This window comes from Rhodococcus sp. PvP016 (assembly GCF_017832185.1).
Taxonomy (GTDB): domain Bacteria; phylum Actinomycetota; class Actinomycetes; order Mycobacteriales; family Mycobacteriaceae; genus Rhodococcoides.
On sequence record NZ_JAFIBH010000001.1, the window covers coordinates 21,543 to 44,875 of the forward strand.

16 protein-coding genes are annotated in these 23,333 nt (G+C 68.8%); 9 read left to right on the forward strand and 7 right to left on the reverse strand.

The genetic code is table 11. The features are described from left to right. Positions 1-178: 178 nt before the first annotated feature. Together JOE30_RS00115 and JOE30_RS00120 are read left to right on the forward strand one after the other, a co-directional pair. Entirely contained in the window at positions 179-1,492 is a 1,314-nt protein-coding gene (locus JOE30_RS00115; RefSeq protein ID WP_204870630.1) for an enolase C-terminal domain-like protein, read from the forward strand. Beyond that, a complete protein-coding gene (locus JOE30_RS00120; protein WP_204868904.1) occupies positions 1,489-2,463 on the forward strand; it encodes a 2-hydroxyacid dehydrogenase in 975 nt (324 codons plus the stop codon). Before JOE30_RS00115 ends, JOE30_RS00120 begins: the two co-directional genes overlap by 4 nt. A 58-nt stretch (positions 2,464-2,521) precedes the next feature. Here JOE30_RS00120 and JOE30_RS00125 read toward each other — a convergent pair whose 3' ends face one another. Both JOE30_RS00125 and JOE30_RS00130 read right to left on the reverse strand, forming a co-directional pair. Beyond that, positions 2,522-3,682, reverse strand: a complete 1,161-nt coding sequence (locus JOE30_RS00125) for an acyl-CoA dehydrogenase family protein (protein ID WP_027504703.1) — start codon at positions 3,680-3,682, stop codon at positions 2,522-2,524. A gap of 11 nt (positions 3,683-3,693) precedes the next feature. Further along, positions 3,694-4,869 (reverse strand): acyl-CoA dehydrogenase family protein, encoded by a 1,176-nt coding sequence (locus JOE30_RS00130; RefSeq protein WP_204868905.1) that lies wholly within the window; start codon positions 4,867-4,869, stop codon positions 3,694-3,696. A gap of 99 nt (positions 4,870-4,968) precedes the next feature. On the opposite strand from JOE30_RS00130, the gene JOE30_RS00135 reads away from it, so the two are divergent. Beyond that, on the forward strand, positions 4,969-5,580 hold the full coding sequence (locus JOE30_RS00135; protein WP_204868906.1) for a histidine phosphatase family protein: 612 nt from the start codon (positions 4,969-4,971) through the stop codon (positions 5,578-5,580). Between the two features lie 4 nt (positions 5,581-5,584). Here JOE30_RS00135 and JOE30_RS21580 read toward each other — a convergent pair whose 3' ends face one another. Next, positions 5,585-7,876: a bifunctional diguanylate cyclase/phosphodiesterase gene (locus tag JOE30_RS21580; protein WP_204868907.1), complete on the reverse strand. Its 2,292-nt coding sequence runs from the start codon at positions 7,874-7,876 to the stop codon at positions 5,585-5,587. Positions 7,877-8,308: 432 nt separating this feature from the next. Between JOE30_RS21580 and JOE30_RS00145 the strand changes: the two genes are divergently transcribed. Continuing rightward, positions 8,309-9,595 carry an MFS transporter gene (locus JOE30_RS00145; RefSeq protein ID WP_204870631.1) on the forward strand — a complete coding sequence of 429 codons (1,287 nt, stop codon included), beginning with the start codon at positions 8,309-8,311 and terminating at the stop codon, positions 9,593-9,595. Between the two features lie 83 nt (positions 9,596-9,678). Here the strand turns inward: JOE30_RS00145 and JOE30_RS00150 are convergent, their stop codons facing one another. Next, positions 9,679-11,373, reverse strand: a complete 1,695-nt coding sequence (locus JOE30_RS00150; RefSeq protein WP_204868908.1) for a DEAD/DEAH box helicase — start codon at positions 11,371-11,373, stop codon at positions 9,679-9,681. 146 nt (positions 11,374-11,519) lie between these two features. On the opposite strand from JOE30_RS00150, the gene JOE30_RS00155 reads away from it, so the two are divergent. Together JOE30_RS00155 and JOE30_RS00160 are read left to right on the forward strand one after the other, a co-directional pair. Continuing rightward, the gene (locus JOE30_RS00155; protein ID WP_204868909.1) at positions 11,520-13,310 is read left to right on the forward strand and encodes a long-chain fatty acid--CoA ligase; all 1,791 of its coding nucleotides are present in this window, start codon (positions 11,520-11,522) and stop codon (positions 13,308-13,310) included. A 122-nt stretch (positions 13,311-13,432) separates the two neighbouring features. Continuing rightward, on the forward strand, positions 13,433-15,007 hold the full coding sequence (locus JOE30_RS00160; protein ID WP_204868910.1) for a molybdopterin-dependent oxidoreductase: 1,575 nt from the start codon (positions 13,433-13,435) through the stop codon (positions 15,005-15,007). A gap of 93 nt (positions 15,008-15,100) precedes the next feature. Here JOE30_RS00160 and JOE30_RS00165 read toward each other — a convergent pair whose 3' ends face one another. Next, entirely contained in the window at positions 15,101-15,715 is a 615-nt protein-coding gene (locus JOE30_RS00165) for an alpha/beta hydrolase (RefSeq protein ID WP_204868911.1), read from the reverse strand. An 89-nt stretch (positions 15,716-15,804) separates the two neighbouring features. Here JOE30_RS00165 and JOE30_RS00170 point away from each other — a divergent pair, with 89 nt between their 5' ends. Beyond that, on the forward strand, positions 15,805-16,758 hold the full coding sequence (locus JOE30_RS00170) for an alpha/beta hydrolase family protein (RefSeq protein ID WP_056441924.1): 954 nt from the start codon (positions 15,805-15,807) through the stop codon (positions 16,756-16,758). Positions 16,759-16,788: 30 nt separating this feature from the next. Continuing rightward, a complete protein-coding gene (locus JOE30_RS00175; protein ID WP_204868912.1) occupies positions 16,789-20,202 on the forward strand; it encodes a TM0106 family RecB-like putative nuclease in 3,414 nt (1,137 codons plus the stop codon). 6 nt (positions 20,203-20,208) lie between these two features. Here the strand turns inward: JOE30_RS00175 and JOE30_RS00180 are convergent, their stop codons facing one another. Beyond that, entirely contained in the window at positions 20,209-21,345 is a 1,137-nt protein-coding gene (locus tag JOE30_RS00180; RefSeq protein WP_204868913.1) for an amino acid deaminase/aldolase, read from the reverse strand. Then, positions 21,342-21,977 carry a TetR/AcrR family transcriptional regulator gene (locus JOE30_RS00185; RefSeq protein WP_204868914.1) on the reverse strand — a complete coding sequence of 212 codons (636 nt, stop codon included), beginning with the start codon at positions 21,975-21,977 and terminating at the stop codon, positions 21,342-21,344. Before JOE30_RS00185 ends, JOE30_RS00180 begins: the two co-directional genes overlap by 4 nt. A 53-nt stretch (positions 21,978-22,030) precedes the next feature. Between JOE30_RS00185 and JOE30_RS00190 the strand changes: the two genes are divergently transcribed. Further along, on the forward strand, positions 22,031-23,329 hold the full coding sequence (locus JOE30_RS00190; RefSeq protein ID WP_204868915.1) for a D-arabinono-1,4-lactone oxidase: 1,299 nt from the start codon (positions 22,031-22,033) through the stop codon (positions 23,327-23,329). Positions 23,330-23,333: the final 4 nt, after the last annotated feature.

Consider the following 23,333-nt stretch of genomic DNA (forward strand, 5'->3'; position numbering starts at 1 on the left):
GTGTGCGGTTCACCGCAGGTGTGTGCACTCCGCACCGGCGCAGTCATACCGATACCCGCCCTGCATCGCTGCATCCACAAATGGTGTTGGACGGGAATGAATTACCCGCTCTAGGCTCATCGACGTGAGCACCGTCACCGAGGTCAGAACCTCCCATGCCACGCCCGTCGTCACCGCGATGCGCGTCGTTCCCGTCGCCGGCCACGACAGCATGCTGCTGAATCTCAGCGGCGCCCATGCACCGTTCTTCACCCGGAACCTGGTCGTGCTGACCGACTCCGACGGGCGCACCGGTGTGGGCGAGGTGCCGGGCGGCGAGCCCATCCGCCGCTGTCTGGAGGACGCCCGAGCTCTCGTCGAGAACGCCTCGGTGGGCGACTACCACGCCGTTCTCAACGCGATGCGCCGCGCGTTCGCAGACCGCGACTCCGGTGGACGCGGCGCCCAGACCTTCGATCTGCGGATCGCCGTGCACGCCGTGACGGCCGTCGAGAGTGCGCTGCTCGATCTCCTCGGCCAGCACCTGGGGGTGAGCGTCGCGGCCCTGCTCGGTGACGGCCGCCAGCGGGACCGGGTGCAGGCACTCGGGTATCTCTTCTTCCTCGGCGACCGGAACAAGACGGATCTCGCGTACCGCGCTCCGTCGGACGAGGGCAGCTCCGCCGACGCCTGGTCCCGCCTGCGCCACGAGGAGGCACTGACGCCCGACGCCGTGGTCGCACTCGCGGAAGCGGCGCACGCCAGGTACGGCTTCCAGGACTTCAAGCTCAAGGGCGGCGTCCTTCCCGCAGCGCAGGAGGCCGACGCCGTCCGCGCCCTCGCGGAGCGCTTCCCCGCCGCACGCATCACGCTGGATCCCAACGGCGGGTGGCTCCTGAAGGACGCGATCGAGACGTGCCGTGGTCTGCGCGACGTGCTCGCCTATGCGGAGGATCCGGTCGGACCCGAAGGCGGATTCTCCGGGCGCGAGGTGATGGCCGAGTTCAAGCGCGCGACCGGTCTGCCCACCGCCACCAACATGATCGCCACCGACTGGCGCGAGATGGGGCACACCATTCGATCCGGAGCCGTCGACATCCCGCTCGCGGATCCCCATTTCTGGACGATGAACGGATCGGTCCGCGTCGCGCAGCTCTGTGACGCCTGGGGTCTGACGTGGGGCTCGCACTCCAACAACCACTTCGACGTCTCGCTCGCCATGTTCACGCACGTCGCAGCCGCCGCTCCCGGTGAGATCACCGCCATCGACACGCACTGGATCTGGCAGGACGGGCAGCGCATCACGACGAGTCCGTTCCCCATCGTGGACGGGTACCTCACCGTCCCCGATGCGCCGGGTCTCGGAGTGACCCTCGACATGGAGCGCGTCGAGGCCGCACACGAGCTGTATCAGCGCGAGGGGCTCGGGGCCCGCGACGACGCGATCGGCATGCAGTACCTGGTGCCGAACTGGACCTTCGACAGCAAGCGCCCCTGCCTGCAGCGCGCATGAAGGTCGTCGTCGCGGACCGCAATCTTCTCCCGCATCGGGACGCCGTCGAGGCGGGGATGCCGGACGGCACCGTCGTGTCGTGGCACGAACGCTTCGACGAGGACGAGCTCGTCGCCGACCTCGCCGAAGCCGACGTCCATGTCGGGGGCCGGGTCACCGAGGCCATGGCGCAGGCCGGTCGGGGCCTGCGACTCGTCCAGGTCGCGGGGGCCGGTGTCGACAACGTCGCCCGTGCGGCCCTTCCGCCGACCACACTGCTGGCCAACACGTTCCACCACGAGGACTCCATCGCGGAGTACGTGCTCGCGTCGGCGGTGCTGTTGCGGCGCGGCTTCCTGACGCAGGATCGCGCACTGCGACAGGGCGTCTGGTCGACCTCGGTGTACGACGACACGCTGCCCCAGCCGTCCGCGACAGCGGGCGCCCGTGTGGGCCTCGTCGGCTTCGGCCACATCGGGCAGCGCTCGTGGTCGCTGCTGCGCACCCTCGGCTGCCTCGGCGCTGCCGTGACCGGACGCGGAGCCGTCGACGTGGCCGCTCACGGCCTGGAGTGGGCCGGCGACACCACGGAACTTCCGCGGCTGATGGCGGAGTCGGACATCGTCGTCGTCTCGGCGCCTCTCTCCGCGGCGACGACCGGCATGATCGGCGCGGACGAGCTCCGCGCCCTCGGGCCCGCGGGAGTCCTGATCAACGTCGGCCGCGGGCCCCTGGTGCAGGAGCGGCCGCTGCACGACGCGCTGGCGACCGGCGAGCTCGGCGCCGCGGCCATCGACGTCTGGTACAGCTACCCCGGCCCGGACGGTCGCGGCGAGCCGAGTGCACTCCCGTTCGGAAGCCTGCCGAACGTGCTGATGACGCCGCACTCGTCCGGCATCACGCGCCGTACGTTCGAGGGCCGCTGCCGCGACATCGTCGCCAACATCCGACATCTCGCCGACGGGACTCCGCTGATCAACCTGGTCGGCTGACCCCGATCACGACGAAGGCCGGTCACCACGCGGGCGACCGGCCTTCGTCGAGGCGGCGCTAGGAGACGCCGAGCATCTCGTGATCCTTCAGCGACGACGTGATCACCCGGAGGTGGTCGTCGACCCCGCCGAGCGTGTGCTCGATGGCCGTGAGACGCGAGAAGTAATGTCCCACAGGGTATTCGTCCGTCACACCGATTCCGCCGTGCAGCTGGATCGACTCCTGGCCGATCTGCCGGGCGGAGCGTCCGATCTGCAGCTTCGCCCGCGACGCGACCGTGGGATCGGGGGATCCGTCGGCCAACGACATCGTGGCGTAGAGCGCCATACTGCGGGCCAATTCGAGCTGCACGTACATGTCCGCAGCGCGGAACGTCAGTGCCTGGAACTTGGCGAGCGGCACACCGAACTGCTTGCGCTGCTTCAGGTATTCCGTGGTGAGCCGCAGCGACTCCTCCATCGCACCGAGCGCCTCGGCAGCGAGAGCCGCCTGTGCACGAACGTTGGACGCCACGATGGCGGCACTGGCGTCGCCGCCGTCTCCGAGCGGTTCGCCCGCGACGTCCGACAGCTCGAGCGACGCGCCGCGCAGTCCGTCGTGGGTGCGGTAGGTCTTGCGCGTGAGCCCCTCGGCATCGGCCGCGACGAGGAACAGGCCCACACCGCCGCCGGGCAGCGCCGCGCTGATCACGAAGTGATCGGCGCAGTCACCGTGCAGCACAGGATTCTTCACCCCCGACAGTGCCCACGAGCCACCCGATCCGGCCGGCCTCCGGCCTTCACGCAGGTCCTCGGTGGCCGACGTCGACACCTCGGCCGCCGGCCAGCGGGTGCCCGGCTCGGAATGCGCGAACGCGAGGAGGGTCTGCCCCTCCGCGACGCCCGGCAGGATGCGCTGACGCTGATCGGTCGATCCGACCTCGGTGATGAGACCGCCCGGGATCAGCACGCAGTCCAGCAGCGGCTCGGGTGCGAGGCGGCGACCGATCTCGGTCATGACCGCGAAGGTCTCCACCGGTCCGGCGTCCATGCCGCCGTCGTCCTCGGCGAAACTGAGGCCGAGCAGGCCCAGCTCGGCGAACTGCTTCCAGACCGACTCGGTCCAGCCGCGCTCGCTCTCGACCGCGGCCTTGCGCTTCTCGTTGTCGTAGCTGCGGGCGAGCACGTCACGCACCGTGTCGCGCAGCAGCTTCTGTTCTTCGTCCAGTTCGAACTGCATGTCGTGCGCTCCTAGAGACCGAGAATGCCGGACGCGATGATGGTGCGCTGCACCTCGTTCGAGCCGCCGTAGATGGATGTCTTGCGAAAGTTCAGGTAGGTCGGGGTCGCACGCTGCGCCCAGACCGGTGTCGGCGAGTCCTCACCGGCCGCGAACGGGAGCGAGTCCGGGCCCGCCACGTCGGTGAGGATCTCGGTGGCCAGCTGCTGGAGCTCGCTGCCTCGGAGCTTGAGCACCGACGACGCCGGGTTCTCCTTGCCGGAGACGTAGCTGGAGACGATGCGCAGCTGAGTGAGCTCGAGTGCGAGCACCTGGTTCTCGAGCTCGGCGAACCGAGCGGCGAAGACAGGATCGTCGAGCAGCGTGCCGGTCCCGACCCTGGTCTCGGCCGCGAGCGCCTTGGCCTGCGCCAGCTTGGTCTTGGTGAAGCCGAGCCGCGTGATGCCGGTGCGCTCGTTGCTCAGCAGGAACTTGGCGTAGGTCCAGCCGGCGTTCTCCTCGCCGACGAGGTTCTCGACGGGGACGCGCACGTCCTCGAACCAGACCTCGTTGACCTCGTGGCCGCCGTCGATCAGCTTGATCGGGCGCACCGTGATGCCGGGGGTCTTCAGGTCGACCAGGATGAACGAGATACCGGCCTGCTTCTTCGGCGCGTCCGGGTTGGTGCGCGCCAGCACGAAGATCCAGTCGGCGTACTGGCCGAGCGTGGTCCACGTCTTCTGGCCGTTGATGACGTACTCGTCACCGTCGCGCAGAGCAACCGTGCGGAGCGACGCGAGATCCGATCCCGCCTCGGGCTCGGAGAAGCCCTGGCACCACCAGATGTCGAGGTTCTGCGTGGGCGGGAGGAACTTCTGCTTCTGCTCCTCGCTGCCGAAGGTCGCGATGACGGGCCCCACCATCGAGATGTTGAAGGCCAGGGGCTCGGGCACCGACGCGAGCTGCAGCTCGTCCAACCAGATGTGGTGCTGCATCGGGGTCCAGTCCTTGCCACCCCATTCGACGGGCCAGTGCGGGCTCGCCATGCCGTGCTTGTTCAGGATCTGCAGCGTCGTGATCATGTCCTCGCGCTCGAGTTCCTCGCCTGCCGCGTTGCGCTCGCGGATCTCGGCGGGAATCTCGGTACGGAAGAAAGTTCGCATCTCGTCGCGGAACGCAGCTTCCTCATCGGTGAGTGCCAGGTTCATCTGTGACCTTTCGAAGTCATTCGCTGATCTCTAGCACCGTACTCCCCGGTAACCAGGCTCGGACAGGGGTGCCGTCAACCGATATTCTGGTGCCCGACCATGACCGATCACCCCGACTCCCAGGCGCGGAACAGCTCTGTCCGAGTGGCCCTCGTGCGCCACGGCGAGACCGACTGGAACGTCGAGGGACGCCTGCAGGGCTCCTCCGACATCCCGCTCAACGACATCGGGCGCAGCCAGGCCCGGACCGCGGCCGCCGCGCTGGCCGACGACTCGTGGGACACCCTCGTCAGCTCACCGCTCTCACGGGCGTCGGAGACCGCCGACATCATCGGCCACGTCATCGGGCTCACCCGCTCGGCCGGTCACGAGGACCTGATGGAACGTCGCTTCGGACGGGCCGAGGGCATGACCGGCTACGAGGCGTGGGCGTACTGGCCCGACGGTGACTACCCGGGCGCAGAGTCGCACGAGGCGCTCGCCGAGCGCGGGCGTCGTCGACTCGACCTGCTGGCCGACGAGAACCCCGGCAGATCCCTCATCGCCGTGGCCCACGGCGGCATCATCCGGGCGGTGCTGAGGTCCATCACCGGACACCCTGCGCCGCGCATCGCGAACGCCGGCGTGAGCATCGTCGTCCGCGACGACGAGGGCTGGTCGGTCCGCACCGTCAACTCGATCCCGGTCCGCCGGAGCCGACGACTGCGCTGAGACATCAGGGGAGAAACGTCTCCACGGGAGCGGGGCGCCCGTAGAGATAGCCCTGCGCGTACGTGCAGCCGAGTTCGGTGACGATGCGCTCCTGCTCCTTCGTCTCCACCCCCTCCGCGACGGTGCGCATGGTCAGGGCCGTGGCCATGGCCTCGATGGCCGACACGATGGACACCGACGCGTCGTCGACCGGAACACGGTCGATGAACGACTTGTCGATCTTGATGACGGTGATGGGCAGATCCCGCAGGCGGCCCAGCGAGGAGTACCCCATCCCGAAGTCGTCGAGCACCAGCACGATGTCCTGCTCGGCGAGACGAGCGAGGACCCGATTGGCCACCACCGGATCGGCGATGAGGGCACTTTCGGTCACCTCGAGCCCGAGTACCGACCCGTCCAGGCCGTGCGACGCCAAGAGGTCGGCGACGACGTCCGGAAGCCGCTCGTCGCGCAGTTGCAGCACCGAGAGATTGACCGACATCGAGATACCCGGCGCGCCCGCCACCCGCAGTCGCACCAGATCGCCCAGAGCCGTGTCGAGCACCCAGGTCCCTATCTCGGAGATCATGTTGGTGGCCTCGGCGACCGGGATGAACTCGTCCGGCCCGACCCACCGACCGCGATGCTTCCATCGCACCAGCGCCTCGTAGACCAGCACGTCGTGGGTCCGCAGCGACACGATGGGTTGGTAGTGCACCGCCATCTCCCCGCGCGCGACCGCACCGCGCAGCGCGCTGCCCAGCTCGACCGACCGGGTCGCCGCAGTGCGCAGGGACTCGTCGAAGAACGCGTACGCCGCCGGCCCGCGGAACTTGGCGTCGTACATCGCCGTGTCGGCCTCGCGGACCAGATCGTCCGCCAGCCCGGCGGGACCGCAGGACGTCGCGATGCCGATGCTGACGCTCACGTACAGCGACGCCACACTCAACTCGAACGGTTCCGCGAACGCGGCCAGGAGCAGTTCCGCGAGTTCCTCGGCGCGGGCCCGATCACAGTGCGCCACCACCACGAACTCGTCGCCGGCGTACCGCACGACGTCCTCGTCGGAGGAGACCACGCGCCGGATGCGCTGCGCCGCCGCCTGGATGAGCTCGTCGCCCGCGCGGTGGCCGTACGAGTCGTTGACGACCTTGAAGTTGTCGAGGTCCGCGAACAGCACGGTGGTGGCCGACGCCGACGACGACGGTCTCCGCGCGGCGCGCTCCAGGATCGACTCGAGCATGGACCGATCGGGGAGACCGGTGAGCGAATCGTGGGTGGCGTCGTGGCGGGCCTTGTCCTCGCTGCGCTGCACCCGGCTCAGCGCCCGCTCACCGCGGACGAACATTCCCACCAGGATCACGGCCAGGAAGGTCGAGCGGACCACCACGTCCGCTGTCCCCACCGCCTCGCCGACGAGCGGCAGCGCGGCACAGGTGGCGACGAGAGCGACGGACACCGTCATCCGCTGCCGCGTGAGCGCAGCCGTCACACCGCCCGTGCGGCCCACCCTGGCCATCGACGGATGCAGCGAGGCGGCGGCCAGCAGAACGAACGCGAGCAGATACATCGCGTCGAGTACGACCGTGGGCGCCGCGACCGAGCGGGCGGTCGCGATCGCGTAGCCGAGATCGCCGACGATGGTGACGAGCAGTGCGGCGACGAGGAGAACCAGGGACACGTTGAAGCGAGTCTTCGACAACAGCAGGAAGAACGCCATCGTGAACAGGCCGGCGTCGATCGCGGGAAACAGCCCGTTGAGCACCAGTGACGGCACGTCTCGCGTGGTCGAGAGGACCGGAGCCACCAGCAGCACCCAGGACACGAACGTCATGCCCAGCGTGACCAGGACCGCGTCGATGATGGTCGGGGTGGGACGCGAATTCCCCCCTCGCCGCGACCAGCCGACGATGCCGAGGACGAGCAGCAGATACCCGAGCAGCACCAGCACCTCGGGCAGCAGCCGGAGTAACGAGGGCAGGTCGTCGCGCACGCTCCGCGCGGACAGACCCACCAGGAAGGACGTCGCCGCTCCGAGCATGCACCGCCAGGCGTAGGTGTCGGTCGGGCTGTTGCGCCGCAGCCCGACCAGGACCACGACCATGCACCCGATGGCACCCACCGCGAAGACACCGGTCCGGATCGACGCGGGCACGACGAGGTAGACGGCCAGCACCACGGCGGCCACGGTGAACGACACCGCCAGGTAGCGCCCCGGCGACCGGACGGGCCGATCGAGGCGCGATCGGCTCAGGGCCGCGGCCGTCGATCGCGGGGGAACGGGCGCCGACACCATCGACTCGTCCTCCTCGACCACCGCGCGTGAGCGTGTCCCCCGAACCACGACCTGTCCGACCACAACCTAGTCGCCCACAACCCGGCTGAGCAGTGAAAAGACGAGCAGCGCCGAGGGAGCGACCATGCCTGTACGGACGGCACCGAGGCTGCCGGGTGTGCCCGGGATCGGAGGCCTCGAGTCGACTCACCGCGATCCGGGCGGTGCCACCCCGCACGAGAGCCAGGTGAGGGGCTGTTTCCGACGCCGAACGGGCACTCTCGCGGCCGCCTGAAGGCTGTAACGACTCGATAACGAAGAGACCGATCGCCCCTCTCGATGCTGAGGTTCGGCCACTACTTCGGTAGGTCTGGGTGAGTGAGTACTCCCGAATCAGGTTCTGTCGACAACCCGACACCGGCGCTGAAGGACGCTCCGCCCGGGGTTCTCCGGCGCGCGATCGGCGCTTCCGCGATGGGCAACGCGACCGAGTGGTTCGACTACGGCGTGTACGCCTACACCGCCACGTACATCTCCCGTGCGTTCTTCCCGGACGACCTCGAATCCGCCACCTTGCTGACGCTGGGCATCTTCGCGGTGTCCTTCCTCGTGCGGCCTCTCGGCGGCCTCGTCTGGGGACCGCTGGGCGACCGCCTCGGCCGCAAGCACGTCCTCGCACTGACCATCATTCTGATGGGCACTGCGACCTTCCTCATCGGTGTCATTCCGAGTTACGCCTCGATCGGCTTCTGGGCACCGGTTCTGCTGGTGATCCTGCGCATGATCCAGGGCTTCTCCACCGGCGGTGAATACGGCGGCGCCGCCACGTTCATGGCCGAGTACTCCCCCGACCGCAAGCGCGGTTTCTACGGCAGTTTCCTGGAGTTCGGCACGCTCGGCGGCTTCTCCCTCGGCGCCCTCGTGGTGCTGGCCGTCGACCTGCTCTCCACCGACGCGTTCATGGACACGTGGGGCTGGCGACTGCCGTTCTTCGTCGCCGGGCCGCTGGCGCTCATCGGGCTCTACATGCGGTCCAAGCTCGAGGACACCCCGGTGTTCCGTGAACTCGAGACCGAGGACGCGGTGGAGCACAAGACGTCCACCCAGTTCCGTGAACTGATCGCCACCTACTGGCGTCCGATCCTCACGCTGATGGGCCTCGTCGTCGCGCTGAACGTCTGCAACTACACGCTGCTGAGCTACATGCCGACCTATCTGGAGAGCCGGATCGGACTGTCGAGCACGTCGTCTCTGTTCCTCGTCGTCATCGGCCAGTTCGCCATGATGCTCGTGATCCCGTTCGCCGGAGCACTGTCGGACAAGGTGGGACGCAAGCCGCTGTGGCTCGTCTCGATGGTCGGACTGCTGATCTTCGCGATCCCGATGTACATGCTGATGACGGTCAACTTCGGATGGGCCATCGTCGCGTTCACGGTGCTGGGCCTGCTCTACGTCCTGCAGCTCTCGACCATCTCGGCGACGTTCCCGGCCATGTTCCCGACGCACGTGCGGTTCGCCGGCTTCGCCATCGCCTACAACGTGTCGACGTCGTTGTTCGGTGGCACCGCTCCGGCGGCCAACGAGTGGCTCGTCGAACGGACCGGCAACGACCTCGTCCCGGCGTTCTACATGATGGGCGCCTGTGTGGTCGGCCTCATCGCGCTGCTCTTCGTCGCCGAGACCGCGGGCGCGTCGATCCGCGGACGCGGAGTTCCCGGCGTCGACACCGAGGCGCATCCCTCGGCACTGCAGAAGAGCTGACGGCTTGGCGAGTACGTCCGTAGTGTCGCGAAAAACCCCCGCGCAACGACACTATGGACGTACTCGCGGGGGTCTCGGTCAGGTCAGCGCTGGCCGCGGGGCGGTCCGCCGTCGCGCTGCAGCTGGATGAGCACGCCGCTGATCCTGGTGCGGCGCAACGCTTCCAAGGTCTCGTCCGCGAGGTCCGCCGGCAGCTCGACCAGGCTGTGATCCGGCCGGATGCTGATGTGCCCGAAGTCGCTGCGCCGCAGCCCGCCCTCGTTGGCGATGGCACCGACGATGGCACCGGGCGCCACCTTGTGCCGCTTGCCGACGCTGATCCGGTACACCGCGAGATCCTGATCGCCCTTGCGGGACTTGCGCAACGGTGGTGCGTCCCGGTCGTCGAACTTGCGCTCGGGGCGCTCGCGCTTCTCCCGCGGCGGGGGCGGCGGCTCGGGCGACATGAGGAACGCGTCGCCGTCCCGTGACTGCGTCGCCAGGGCCGCGGCGATGTCCGCGAGGGGCACGTCGTGCTCGCGCTCGTAGTCCTCGATGAGTCGACGGAACAGCCCGAGCGACGTCGAGGACAGCGACTGGGTGATGGAGTCGGCGAACTTGGCGACGCGTTGCGCGTTGACGTCGTCGACGCTCGGCAGCTGCATCTCGGTGATCGGCTGCCGCGTCGCCTTCTCGATGGCCTTGAGCAGATGGCGCTCGCGCGGCGCGACGAACAACAGCGCCTCGCCCGCCCGCCCGGCGCGACCGGTCCGTCCGATGCGGTGCACGTACGACTCGGTGTCGTGCGGGATGTCGTAGTTGACGACGTGCGAGATCCGCTCGACGTCGAGACCGCGGGCCGCGACGTCGGTGGCGACGAGAACGTCGAGCGCACCGTTCTTGAGCTGACCGATGGTCCGCTCGCGCTGCGCCTGCACGATGTCACCGTTGATGGCGGCGGCCGAGTAGCCCCGTGCCCGCAACTTCTCGGCGAGCTCCTCCGTCGCCTGCTTGGTGCGGACGAAGATGATCATTGCCTCGAAGTCCTCGACCTCGAAGATCCGCGTCAACGCGTCGAGCTTGCGCTGATGCGCCACCTGCACGTACCGCTGCGTGATGTTGGGGGCGGTGGACGTCTTCGTCTTCACCGTGATCTCGACCGGATCGTGCAGGTACTGCTGCGAGATCTTGCGGATCGCCGACGGCATGGTGGCAGAGAACAGCGCCACCTGCTTGTACTCGGGGGTGTCCGCGAGGATGCGTTCGACGTCCTCCTGGAATCCCATCTTCAGCATCTCGTCGGCCTCGTCGAGAACGAGGTATTCGAGGTGCGACAGGTCGAGCGTGCCCTTCTCGAGGTGATCGATGACGCGCCCGGGCGTACCGACGACGATGTGGGCGCCGCGCCGCAGACCGGACAGCTGGATGCCGTACGCCTGCCCGCCGTAGATGGGCAGAATGTGCAGGCCCTCGATGTGGGTGGCGTACTTGCCGAACGCCTCGGCCACCTGGATGGCCAACTCGCGGGTGGGCGCGAGGACCAGCGCCTGCGGCACCCGGTTGGCGACGTCGAGGCGCGAGAGGATCGGCACCGCGAACGCGGCGGTCTTGCCGGTGCCGGTCTGCGCGAGGCCGACGACGTCGTTCCCGGCCATCAACGGCGGGATGGTGGCTGCCTGAATGGGCGACGGCGTCTCGTACCCGACGTCCGCGAGGGCTTTCAGCACACGTTCGTCGATACCGAGATCGACGAACGAGGGGGTGTCGGTGGACACCGTTTCCGACTCGGAAGTGCTCATGTGCACCAGAGTCTAGTCCAGCGGCCACCTGCTGACCGACAACTGTTCGAACAGGACAAAGCGGATACGGCGCTACGATCACCGCAGCGCCGCCTCATGTGATCCAATACACAACAAACCTGCTGCTACTGGAAGGTACAGACACCGTGCACGAATACTCGGTACCCGCGTCCTACACGATCCCGGACGACGTCTCGATGGCCGACACCGTGTTCCGCTACGCGAGCGAGACCCCGGAGTGGGTGGCGTTCCAACGGCGAGTCGGCGGCTCGTGGAAGGACGTCACGGCGCGCACGTTCGCCGACGAGGTCGCGGGCGTGGCCAAGGGCCTGATGGCCTCCGGCGTCGAGTTCGGTGACCGCGTCGCCATCATGGCCGGCACCCGCTACGAGTGGGTCGTGCTCGACTACGCGATCTGGACCGCCGGTGGCTGCACCGTGTCCATCTACGAGACGTCCGCGGCAGATCAGGCGCAGTGGATCCTCGAGGACTCGGCGACCAAGCTGTTCGTGGTCGAGACCTCCGAGCACCTCGCCCGCATGAAGGACGTCACCGACAGCGCCGCGGATCTCCGCGAGACGCTGAGCTTCGACGGCGGCGCGATCGACGAGCTCACCACCCGCGGCGCCTCCGTGTCGGACGATGATCTGCACGCCCGTCGCCACCAGGTGTCCGCGTCGTCGGCCGCCACGCTCATCTACACCTCGGGGACCACCGGCCGCCCGAAGGGTGTCCAGCTCACGCACTCGAACTTCTACGCCGAGACGACGGCCACCCAGGTGGCGCTGCACGATCAGATGACGGAGGGCAAGCGCACCCTGCTGTTCCTCCCCATGGCCCACGTGTTCGCCCGAGCGGTGTCGTTCGGCGCCTTCGAAGCGAAGGTCACCGTGGCGCACACGTCCGACACCACGACGCTCGTCGAGCAGTTCGCCGAGTTCCAGCCCGACTTCATCCTCTCGGTCCCCCGCGTGTTCGAGAAGGTCTACAACTCGGCCAAGCAGAAGGCGCACGACGGCGGCAAGGGCAAGATCTTCGATCAGGCCGCGGACGTCGCGATCGAGTGGAGCATCGCGCAGGACAAGGGCGGCGCCGGCCTGGTGCTCAAGGCCAAGCACACTCTGTTCGACAAGCTGGTCTACTCGAAGCTCCGCGCCGCGCTCGGTGGACGGTGCACCAGTGCGCTGTCCGGCGGTGGTCCCCTCGGCGCTCGACTGGGCCACTTCTTCCGCGGCATCGGCGTTCCCGTGCGCGAGGGCTACGGACTCACCGAGACCAGCGCCGCCGTCACGGTCAACACCACCGACAAGCAGCGCATCGGCTCCGTCGGCCGCCCGCTCGCGGGACACTCCGTGAAGATCGCGGAGGACGGCGAGATCCTGGTGAAGGGACCCGTCGTGTTCTCCGGGTACTGGCACAACGAGAAGGCCACCGAGGAATCGATCCGCGACGGCTGGTTCCACACCGGTGACCTCGGATCGCTCGACGACGAGGGCTTCCTCTCGATCACCGGTCGCAAGAAGGAGATCATCGTGACGGCGGGCGGCAAGAACGTGGCTCCCGCCGGCCTCGAGGACTCCATCCGGTCGCACCCGCTGGTCAGCCAGTGCCTCGTCGTGGGCGACGCCAAGCCGTTCATCGGCGCGCTCATCACCCTCGATCCCGAGGCTCTGCCCGGTTGGCTCGAGCGTCACGGTCTCGACAAGAGCACGTCCGCGAGCGACCTGACGACCAACGCCGACCTGATCGCCGAGATCGACAAGGCTGTCGACACGGCCAACTCGAAGGTCTCCAAGGCCGAGCAGATCAAGAAGTACACGATCCTGCCCGGAGACTTCACGATCGAGTCGGGAGAACTGACGCCGACCATGAAGCTCAAGCGCAACGTCATCCTCGAGTCGCACGCCACCGAGGTGGCCGACATCTACGGCGGCTGACACTCGTCCGACACACCCGAGGCGCGCCCGTGAGAACTCCTCACGGGCGCGCCTCGTTCGTTGTGGCTCGTCAACACGCCGACCGGAGCAAGCCGCGACCGCCATCGTGACGAATAGCAGTCATGACCACGACGACCACCGAACGCCAGACCTCGGGTGACTCCGCGCGCACGCGCGTCCACCCCTTCGCACGCATGCTCAGCGGAGTGGTCGCCGCCGGCGTCGTGCTCGGCGTGGGCGAGATCCTCTCGCTCCTCTTCAGCTCGGCGTCGTCACCGTTCTTCGCCGTGGGCTCCACCACCGTCGACCGCACGCCGGCGTTCGCCCGCGAATTCGCGATCGACACGTTCGGCACCAACGACAAGGCCGCCCTGTTCGTCGGCATGTCCATCGGCATCGCGATCATCGCTGCCATCGCCGGCCTGCTCGAGCGGCCGTCCCGTCCCATCGGATCGGTGATCCTGCTGGTGCTCGGCGCCGTCGGCGTCTACGCGGTGCTACAGCGGCCGACATCCTCGCTCAGCGACGTCGTTCCCACCGTCGTGGGAGTCGTCGTGGGCATCGCGGTCCTGCAGGCCCTCACACGAGCGCTCGAGGTGCCGGCGGGCACGGTCGACGGGTTCATGCCGCGTCGCAAGTTCCTCGTCCTGTTCGGCGCTGCCGCAGCGGTGGCCGTCGCGGCCGGCACGGTCGGTCGGTACCTCGGAGATCGTGTCGCCGGTGTCGCCGACGACATCAAGAACTTCCGCCTCCCCACGGTCGCCGCGGGTGAGAAGGCGGCGGCCGTTCCGGCGGGTACCGACATCGGTGTCGAGGGCGCGACCACCTTCGTCACGCCGAACAACACCTTCTACCGCATCGACACCGCTCTACAGGTCCCGCAGCTGACCACCGCCGAGTGGCAGCTCAAGATCCACGGCAAGGTCGACCGCGAGATGACGCTGAGCTGGGACGACCTCATGGCTCGCACTCCCATCGAGCGCGTCATCACGCTGACGTGCGTGTCCAACGAGGTCGGCGGACCGCTCGCCGGCAACGCGACCTGGATCGGGTTCCCCATCAAGGACATTCTCGACGAGGTGGGTGTGCAGGCCGACGCCGACATGCTGCTGTCCACGAGCATCGACGGTATGACCATCGGGTCGCCGGTCGAGGCCCTCACCGACGGCCGCGACGCGATGCTCGCGGTGTCGATGAACGGCGAGCCGCTTCCCGTCGAGCACGGCTACCCGGTGCGCCAGGTCGTGCCCGGTCTGTACGGATTCGTCTCCGCCACCAAGTGGGTCGTCGACTGGGAACTCACGCGCTTCGACGAGGCGACGGCCTACTGGACCGACCGCGGCTGGGGTGACAAGGCACCGATCAAGACGGCGTCACGCATCGACGTGCCGGCTGCCTTCGCCCCCGTCGCACCCGGTCCCGTCCGTGTCGCGGGTACCGCGTGGGCACAGCAACGTGGCATCGAGCGCGTCGAGGTCCGTGTCGACAACGGCCCGTGGCAGGAAGCGACGCTCGCCGAGCAGTACACGATCGACACCTGGCGCCAGTGGTTCTGGGACTGGGACGCCACCGCGGGCAACCACAACATTCAGGTCCGCGCGACGGATCAGGACGGGAACACGCAGGTCGAGGAGCGCACCCCGCCGATCCCGGGTGGCTCGACCGGCTGGCACACCCGCACCATCATCGTCAGCTGACCGCAGGCGGGTCCGTCCCGGCGCTGCCGCCGTGCGTGATGGTCCACAACTCGTTCGGATCGACGGGATCCCGTCGATTCGGACGAGTTGTGGTCACTGGTGCACGGCGAGGACGTGCTCCGCGGCCGCGTCGGTGACGGTGCGGTGGATCTTCTCGTGCAGTAGGTCGTGGCCGGCGTCGGCGTACTCACGCAGTGTGATCGTCGGGACGCCGCGCACGAGGTCTCGGACGCCGTCGATCGGCACCATGCGGTCGTCCACACCATGCAGTGCCAGGGTGGGCGACCGGGTCGCTGCCGTCAGATCCTCGCGGGAGATCGCGCGCGGCGGCATCGCCACCAGCACGACGGCGGGCGCGCCCCCGCCGGTCGCGAGCATCCGTACCGCGGTCGCGGACCCCAGCGAGTGGCCCATCACCGCAGGTCGGTGGCCGGCCTCGACCACGAGGTCGAGGAGATGTCGTGCGTTCTCCGCCAGCGCGTCGAGGTAGGCGACGTCGTCGGCCGCCTCTCCCTCGGACAGGCCGTGGCCGATGTGGTCGAGGCCCCAGGTGGCGATGCCGTGTGCTGCCAGGGCAGCGCCGAACCGGTGGTACTGGCCGGTGTGCTGTCCCCGTCCGTGCAGGAACATCACGGTCGCGGCAGGATTCTCGGAGGGTCCCCACTGGCGATAATGGGCACGACCTCGGGGTCCCTCGAAGAACGGCATGTGGCCATTGTGGCTGATGTGACTCAATAGTCACCGGTTCGACACAGAACCGAACCCCACGGTTCCCTCCGCTGTGCGAGCATCGGACCATGAGGTTGGTTTTCGTCATCGTCGTCGCCGTCGTCGCGGCTCTTCTCGGGGCGCCCGCCGCCACCGCTGCGGAGCCTGCCCGAGTGGTCGGGGTGCGGCAGCTCTCGCCGACACACTCGGTCGTCGACGTCTACTCCCCCGCCATGAACCGCGTCGTGCCGAACGACGTGCTCCGCCCGGCTCGCGGCGGGTCGCTCCCCACGCTCTACCTTCTCAACGGCGCCCTGGGCAACGAGGACGGAGTCGGCTGGATCAACAACTCCGGCGCCCCGGGATTCTTCGCCGACAAGAACGTCACCGTCGTGCTCCCCATCGGTGGGCGTCTGAGTTTCTACACGGATTGGCTCGCCGACGATCCGATCCTCGGATCCAACAAATGGCAGACCTATCTGACGCAGGAACTGCCCGGCGTCATGGACCAGCACTTCGGCAGTACGCGCCGCAACGCGGTGGCAGGGGTGTCGATGAGCGGCGGCCCGGCACTCGATCTCGCCGTGCAGGCCCCCGGCCTCTACCGTGCCGCGGCATCCATCAGCGGGTGCCCCGCCTCGTCGAACCCGCTCGCCCAGGCCGCGATCTCGATCATGATCGGCGGCGCACTGAACAACCCCTTCAACATGTGGGGCCCTCCCGGTGCTCCCGCATGGGCGCAGCACGACCCGTCCCTCCACGCCGACCGCCTCCGCGGAACGGCTGTCTACGCAGGATCCGCGAGCGGTGTTCCCGGCCCCGTCGATCGCATCCCGCCGGGCAGCATTCCCCCGTTCGGTGGAGCAGCCGTCGAAGCCATGGTGAACACGTGCACCGGCATCTTCGCCGACGCGGTGCGGAGGGCGGGCGTGCCTGCGACCATCTCGATGCGCGGTGAGGGCTCGCACAGCTGGGCACTGTTCGAGGACCAGCTGAAGGAAGCGTGGGGCACGACGATCGCACCGGCCCTCGGGACCCGCTGACCTGTCGGCCGCTCTCGTTAGGGTGGCGGCATGTTCGTCACCGGAGACACGCTCGTCCACAGCGCAGGCGACCTCGCGCTGGCGTCCCGGTGCGAGTACGCACTCCTGCGCACGCTCGACGCGAACCTCGGCCGCATCGAGACCGAGCAGGTCGACGACGCGATGTTCGCCCGGCTCGCGCGCCTCGGCAGTCAACACGAGGCCCGCGAGCTGCTGAGATTGAAGCGCGAGCATCCGGACGGCGTCGTCACCATCGAACGGCCGGCCGAGAGCATCCCGTCCGAGTTGGCCGCCGCCGCACAGGCCACTCTCGCCGCGGCGCAGCAGCGCGTCCCCGTCATCTACCAGGGCACGTTCTTCGACGGCGAGTTCATCGGCTTCAGCGACTTCCTGATCCACGACCCGTCGACCGACACCTATGCGGTGCACGACACCAAGCTCTCGCGCACCGAGCGCGTCCCGTCGGTCCTGCAGATCGCGGCGTACGCCGACGCGCTCGAGGCTGTCGGCGTTCCCACGTCAGCCACGGGCCACCTCGTCCTCGGTGACGGCACCGACCATCCCGTGCATCTGCCGGACGTTTTCCCCGTCTACCGCCGCGCACGGCGCGAGATGGTCGCCTTGCTGTCCGGCCATCTGACGCAACTGCTCCCGGCATCCTGGGCCGACCTCGACATTCGCGCGTGCTTCCGGTGCGAGCACTGCACCCCCGAGGTCGAGGCGCAGCGCGACCTGTTGCTGGTCGCCGGGATGCGCGTCTCCCAGCGGTCCACGTTGCACGCCGCGGGGATCACGACCGTCGACGAGTTGGCCGCACACACCGGTCCCGTCGCGGACCTCTCGGAGCGGTCCCTCGGCACCCTGCGCGTGCAGGCCCTCGCCCAGGTGCAGCAGGAGCAGTCGGGCTCACCGGTGGTCGACGTGCACACCCCGAGTGCTCTCGGTGCACTGCCCGCTCCGGACGAGGGCGACATCTTCTTCGACTTCGAGGGCGACCCGCTGTACGCCGAACGCGGCTCCTCCGACTGGGGGCTCGAGTACCTCTTCGGCGTCATGGAGTCCGACGGAGCGTTCCGGCCGTTCTGGGCCCACGACCGGCACGAGGAGAGGGCCGCCTTCGTCGCCTTCGTCGAGTACGTGCGCGCACGCCGCGAGGCGTTCCCCGGTATGCACGTGTATCACTATGCGGCATACGAGAAGTCGGCTCTGCTGCGTCTGGCCTCGCGGTACGGGGTGTACGAGAACGAGGTGGACGACCTTCTCCGGCAGCAGGTCCTCGTCGACCTGTATCCCGTCGTGCGGTCCGCCCTACGCGTCGGCGCACCGAGCTACAGCATCAAGAAGCTCGAACCGCTCTACATGACCGATCACCGCGGCGACGTGGCGGACGCCGTCGCCTCCATCACCGAGTACGCGCGGTGGTGCGATCTGCGCGACCGCGGTGACCTCGACGAGGCGGCCGGCGTCCTCGCCGAGATCGCCGACTACAACGAGTACGACTGCCGCTCCACGCGGGAACTGCGCGACTGGTTGCTCGGTCACGCAGAGCGTGCGGGGGTGGAACCTCGGGGTCCGCTCGACGCGGCCGAACCGGTCGACGAGGACCGGGACGCCGTGCGAGACACCCTGTGGGAGTTCGCCGGTGAACCGGTCGCACGCACGACCGACCAGCAGGCGATCGCCCTGCTCGCGGCCGCTGTCGGGTATCACCAGCGCGAGGACAAGCCGTACTGGTGGGCGCACTTCGACCGACTGTCGTCTCCGATGGACGAGTGGGCGGACACCCGCGACGTGTTCATGGTCGAGGAGGTGGAGTCCATGACCGAGTGGGCGACACCGCCCGGCAAACGGGTCCAGCGGCGAACGAGTGTGGTGCGCGGTGAGTTCGGGCCCGGCAGTGGGCGCGTGGGATCGAAGGTGACCGTGCTCTACGCGCCGCCCGCTCCGGACTGGATCGCGCCAGACAAACGCGCGAACCCGCAGTATCGGTGGACGATGCCCGGAACCATCGTCGAGGTGTCCGAGGACGGCGCCCACCTCACGCTCGAGGAGTCGCTGTCCAAGGGCGCCGAACCCCACGATGTCGCACCGGTCGCCACGACGCCCGACGCCTTCGTCAACACGACCACGCTGCGGGAGGCCATCGCCGCCACCGCAGCGGAGGCAGCGGATCGCCTCCCCGAGGTCCGCGCCTCGGCCGTGGTCGACCTCCTGCGTCGTGATCCTCCCCGGACCCGCTCCGGCGCACCGCTCGCGACGGTCGTCGACGAGGAGGTCGCCGCGTCCATCACGGCGTCGCTCCTCGATCTCGACGATTCCTACATCGCGGTTCAGGGCCCGCCGGGAACGGGGAAGACCTACACCGGATCACGAGTGATCGCCGCACTCGCACGCGATCACGGCTGGCGCATCGGCGTGGTCGGCCAGTCGCACTCGGTGATCGAGAATCTTCTCGACGGTGTCGTCGCCGCCGGGCTCGATCCCGGGAGCGTCGCCAAGAAGGGGTCGTCCGACAGCACCCACTCGTGGCTCGGCGTGGACTCGTACTCGGGGTACCTGGCCACACACACCGGCGGATGCGTCGTCGGTGCGACGGCCTGGCCGTTCACCAACCGCAAGGAGTTCGTGGAGCAGGAGCTCGACCTGCTCGTCGTCGACGAGGCGGGCCAGTTCTCGCTGGCCAACACCATCGCGGTGGCGCGGGTGGCGCGCAACCTCCTGCTGCTCGGCGATCCGCAGCAGCTGCCGCAGGTGAGCCAGGGCAGCCACCCCGAGCCGGTGGACACCTCCGCTCTGGGCTGGCTCGCGGACGGCTCCGACACGCTCCCGGCCGACCTCGGGTACTTCCTCGCCACCACTCGCCGCATGCACCCCGAGCTGTGTTCCGTGGTGTCCGATCTGTCCTACGACGGACGGCTCCACTCGCACGACACCGTGCTGGGGCGACACCTGGACGGTGTGGACCCGGGAGTGCACACAGTCCTGGTCGACCACCAGGGCAACGCGACGTCCTCGCGGGAGGAAGCGGTCGAGATCGTCCGACTCGCACGGTCATTGGTCGGATCGGCCTGGACGTGCGATGGGGAGACGCGGCCGCTCGGCGCCTCGGACCTGCTCGTGGTGGCGGCCTACAACGCCCAGGTCGCCACCGTGCGTGCGGCGCTCGACGATGCCGGACTGCACGAGGCCTCGTGCGGCACCGTCGACAAGTTCCAGGGCCGGGAGGCCGCCGTGGTGATCGTGTCCATGGCCGCGTCGGCCCCCGAGGACGTGCCGCGCGGCATGCAATTCCTGTTGTCGCGCAACCGCATCAACGTCGCCTTGTCGCGGGGGCAGTGGGCCGCGTACGTCGTGCGCTCGCCAGCGCTGACGCACTATCTCCCGTCGACACCGGCGGAGCTGTCGTTGGTCGGCGCCTTCATGCGGGTGAGCCCGGACGAGTGATGCCGGTCAGCCGAAGGCCCGACCCTCACCGCGGTAGGTGGGCAGCGTCGTGCGGGAGCCGTCCGCGGACACGAGGTGCGCCTCGGTGAAGCGCTCGCACACCTCACCGGCCTTGGCGTGCCGGAACCACAGCCGATCCCCCACCGCCGCACCGGAACCCACCACCGGCGTCTGGACCTCACCGGCACCCTCGGTGCGGATCAACGTCCCGCGTCCGATCAGTGACGGCACGCGAGAGGCCCCTGTCGGTCCCGAGGCGATGTACCCGCCCGAGAATGCTGTCGCGATGGTCCGCGTCGGCGTGCGGACGACTGGCAGTGCGAAGAAGAGGGCCGGTCGCGCGGTGAACGCGTCGTAGCGGTCGAACAGTGTCGGCGCGAACAGGCCGGATCCCGCCGTCACCTCGGTCACCGCCGGATCCGCAGCCGACACCTCGATCGACCCGGTGCCCCCACTGTTCACGATCTCGAGTACGCCCACCTCGTCCTGCACGGCATCGACCACGGCGCGTCGCCGGAAGGCCAACTCGGACGCCGACTTCCGCTTCATCCACCGCACTGCTCGTCCGGAATCGGGCAGCCCCGCGATCTGCGCCTCGTAGAACATGACGCCGACGACGGACGTGCCGCGCCGGACCGCCTCCCGCGCCAGCGCGGCCACCTCGGCCGGACGACGCAGCGGCGACCGGCGAACGCCGATGTGTGCGGGTCCGATGCGGAGCGACGCGTCGACGTCGAGACACACCCGCACCGGAGCCGCCCACGGACCGGCGGCGTCGATCACGTCCAGGTGTGCTCGCGAGTCGATCATGAGAGTGATGCGTCGGCACGCGTCGGCGTCCGCGGCCAGGGTGGCGAGCGCCTGTCGATCCACGGTGGGATAACCGACGAGGACGTCCGGCACCTCGCTCAGCCACAACGCCTCTCGCAGCGAGTAGGCCATGACGCCCGCGAACCCCCGCACCGCCAGCGCACGCTCGACGACACCGCGGATGCGGACGGACTTCGACGCGAGACGGATGGGCGTACCGCCGGCTCGTCGCACCAGATCCGCGAGGTTGGCCTCGAGCGACTCCTCGTCGATCGCGAGCAGCGGCGGGTCGAGGTCGGCCGTGGCGGCACCGAGCCGATCGAGCACGGTCACGACGGCACCGCCTTTGCCGCGATGCGCGCGGCCAGGTCGTCGAATTCCGCGATGACGGCGAGGGTGTCCTGGTCGACGAGCCACCGGAGCACCACGCCGTCGATGGTCGCCAGCGCGGAACGCGTCAACGACGTCATCGGTTCGGTCCACCGCATCCGCGACGCCTCGGCCGCCGCCTCGAGGAAGCGCTCCGTCTCGGTGTCCATGACGCGGTACTGCAACGTGCCGATGCCGGGCCCGGCTCCCGCGGAGCGCACCGAGTAGGCGGTGATCTCGTAGGTGAGCAGCTGCCGGTCGGCCGTGCTCTCGATGACCGACCAGAGTGCGGCCACGCCGCGGTGCAGGATCTCGCGCAGCGCACGGGGGCCGACACAGTCCCGCCGGCCATCGGCGGCGGCAGCGTGCAGGGCCGTGCCGACGGCGGCGCCGAGCTCCTGGACCAACGCCTCGCCCATGGCCGTGACGAGCGCTTCCTTGTTCTCGAAGCAGTAGTGGACGACGCCGAGCGAGACCTCCGCGTGTTCGGCGACGGCGCGCACGGTGACGGCGGCGATCCCGGCCTCCGCTGCCACGGTGAGTCCGGCCTCGATCAGCTGCGAACGCCGGAGATCGGCGGGGAGGCGCACAGTCATGAACAAAGTCTAGGGGGTTGACCTGGACGGTTGTCCAGTACTTGTATCGATCCATGACCGAATGGACGAACTGGGCGGGAAACCAGCGCGCACGGCCCGCGTCGATCGTGAGACCGCACAGCGCGGACGAGATCCGGGACGTCGTCGTGCGCGCGCAGGGCCGAGTCCACGCGGTCGGAGCAGGCCATTCGTTCACGGGCGCCGCGCTGACGGACGGCGTCCTGGTGGCGCTCGACCATCTGACGGGCATCGAGGGTGTGGCCGCGGGACCGGACGGCACCACCGACGTCACCGTGCGCGCCGGAACGCGGCTGCACACCCTGAACGATCTCCTGCACGCCCGCGGACTGGCGCTGACCAACATGGGCGACATCGACGTGCAGACACTCGCGGGTGCGATCTCGACCGGCACGCACGGTACCGGGGCGCGGTTCGCCGGGCTGTCCGCTCAGGTGGTCGCGACGCGACTGGTGCTCGCCGACGGCACGGAGGTCACGGTGTCGGACGGGCCGCTGTTCGAGTGCGCGCGGCTCGGCCTCGGTGCGTTCGGGATCCTGACCGCCGTGACGATGCGGTGCGTTCCGGCCTTCGCGCTGCACGCGGACGAGACCCCGGGTCGCCTCGGCGAGGCACTCGAGCGTTTCCCCGACGACATGCGCGACGTCGACCATCCGGAGTTCTACTGGTTCCCGCACACGGATCGGGTGCTGACCAAGCGCAACACGCGGCTGCCCGCCGACACGCCACTGTCTCCCGTGGGGCGTGTCTCGTCCTGGATCGACGACGAACTGTTGTCCAACAACGCCTTCGAGGTGATCAACCGCGTGACGACGCGGTTTCCCTCGATCATCCCGAGGGTGAACACGGTGTCGGCGGCGGCCTGGTCGGGTCGCACGTTCACCGATCGGAGCTCGTCCGTGTTCGCGTCCTCCCGTCGGGTTCGCTTCCGCGAGATGGAGTACGCGGTGCCGCCCGAGTCCGTGCCGAGCGTGATCCGCGCGATCGAGGCCTGGATCGCGCGGACCGGTTACCGCGTGACCTTCCCGGTCGAGGTCCGCTGCGCCGCCGCCGACGACGTCTGGCTGTCCACCGCGCACGGCCGCGACACCGCCTACGTCGCCGTCCACCAGTACCACCGGCGGCCGGTGGGCGGGTACTTCGACGCGGTGGAGGCGATCGCTCGTGATGTCGGTGGCCGCCCGCACTGGGGCAAGATGCACTCCCTCACCGCGGGCACACTTCGTTCGCTGTACCCGCGCTTCGACGACATCGTGGCCGAACGCGAGCGGGTGGATCCCCACGGCACCTTCGGAAACGACTATTCGGACACGGTGCTCGCGCGACTAGAGTGACACA

Bases quoted from the DNA above. Each gene is read 5' to 3' on its own strand.
- JOE30_RS00115 (WP_204870630.1), top strand. From the start codon at position 179: ATGCGCGTCGTTCCCGTCGCCGGCCACGACAGCATGCTGCTGAATCTC.
- JOE30_RS00120 (WP_204868904.1), top strand. From the start codon at position 1,489: ATGAAGGTCGTCGTCGCGGACCGCAATCTTCTCCCGCATCGGGACGCC.
- JOE30_RS00125 (WP_027504703.1), bottom strand. From the start codon at position 3,682: ATGCAGTTCGAACTGGACGAAGAACAGAAGCTGCTGCGCGACACGGTG.
- JOE30_RS00130 (WP_204868905.1), bottom strand. From the start codon at position 4,869: ATGAACCTGGCACTCACCGATGAGGAAGCTGCGTTCCGCGACGAGATG.
- JOE30_RS00135 (WP_204868906.1), top strand. From the start codon at position 4,969: ATGACCGATCACCCCGACTCCCAGGCGCGGAACAGCTCTGTCCGAGTG.
- JOE30_RS00145 (WP_204870631.1), top strand. From the start codon at position 8,309: ATGGGCAACGCGACCGAGTGGTTCGACTACGGCGTGTACGCCTACACC.
- JOE30_RS00150 (WP_204868908.1), bottom strand. From the start codon at position 11,373: ATGAGCACTTCCGAGTCGGAAACGGTGTCCACCGACACCCCCTCGTTC.
- JOE30_RS00160 (WP_204868910.1), top strand. From the start codon at position 13,433: ATGACCACGACGACCACCGAACGCCAGACCTCGGGTGACTCCGCGCGC.
- JOE30_RS00165 (WP_204868911.1), bottom strand. From the start codon at position 15,715: ATGCCGTTCTTCGAGGGACCCCGAGGTCGTGCCCATTATCGCCAGTGG.
- JOE30_RS00170 (WP_056441924.1), top strand. From the start codon at position 15,805: ATGAGGTTGGTTTTCGTCATCGTCGTCGCCGTCGTCGCGGCTCTTCTC.
- JOE30_RS00175 (WP_204868912.1), top strand. From the start codon at position 16,789: ATGTTCGTCACCGGAGACACGCTCGTCCACAGCGCAGGCGACCTCGCG.
- JOE30_RS00185 (WP_204868914.1), bottom strand. From the start codon at position 21,977: ATGACTGTGCGCCTCCCCGCCGATCTCCGGCGTTCGCAGCTGATCGAG.
- JOE30_RS00190 (WP_204868915.1), top strand. From the start codon at position 22,031: ATGACCGAATGGACGAACTGGGCGGGAAACCAGCGCGCACGGCCCGCG.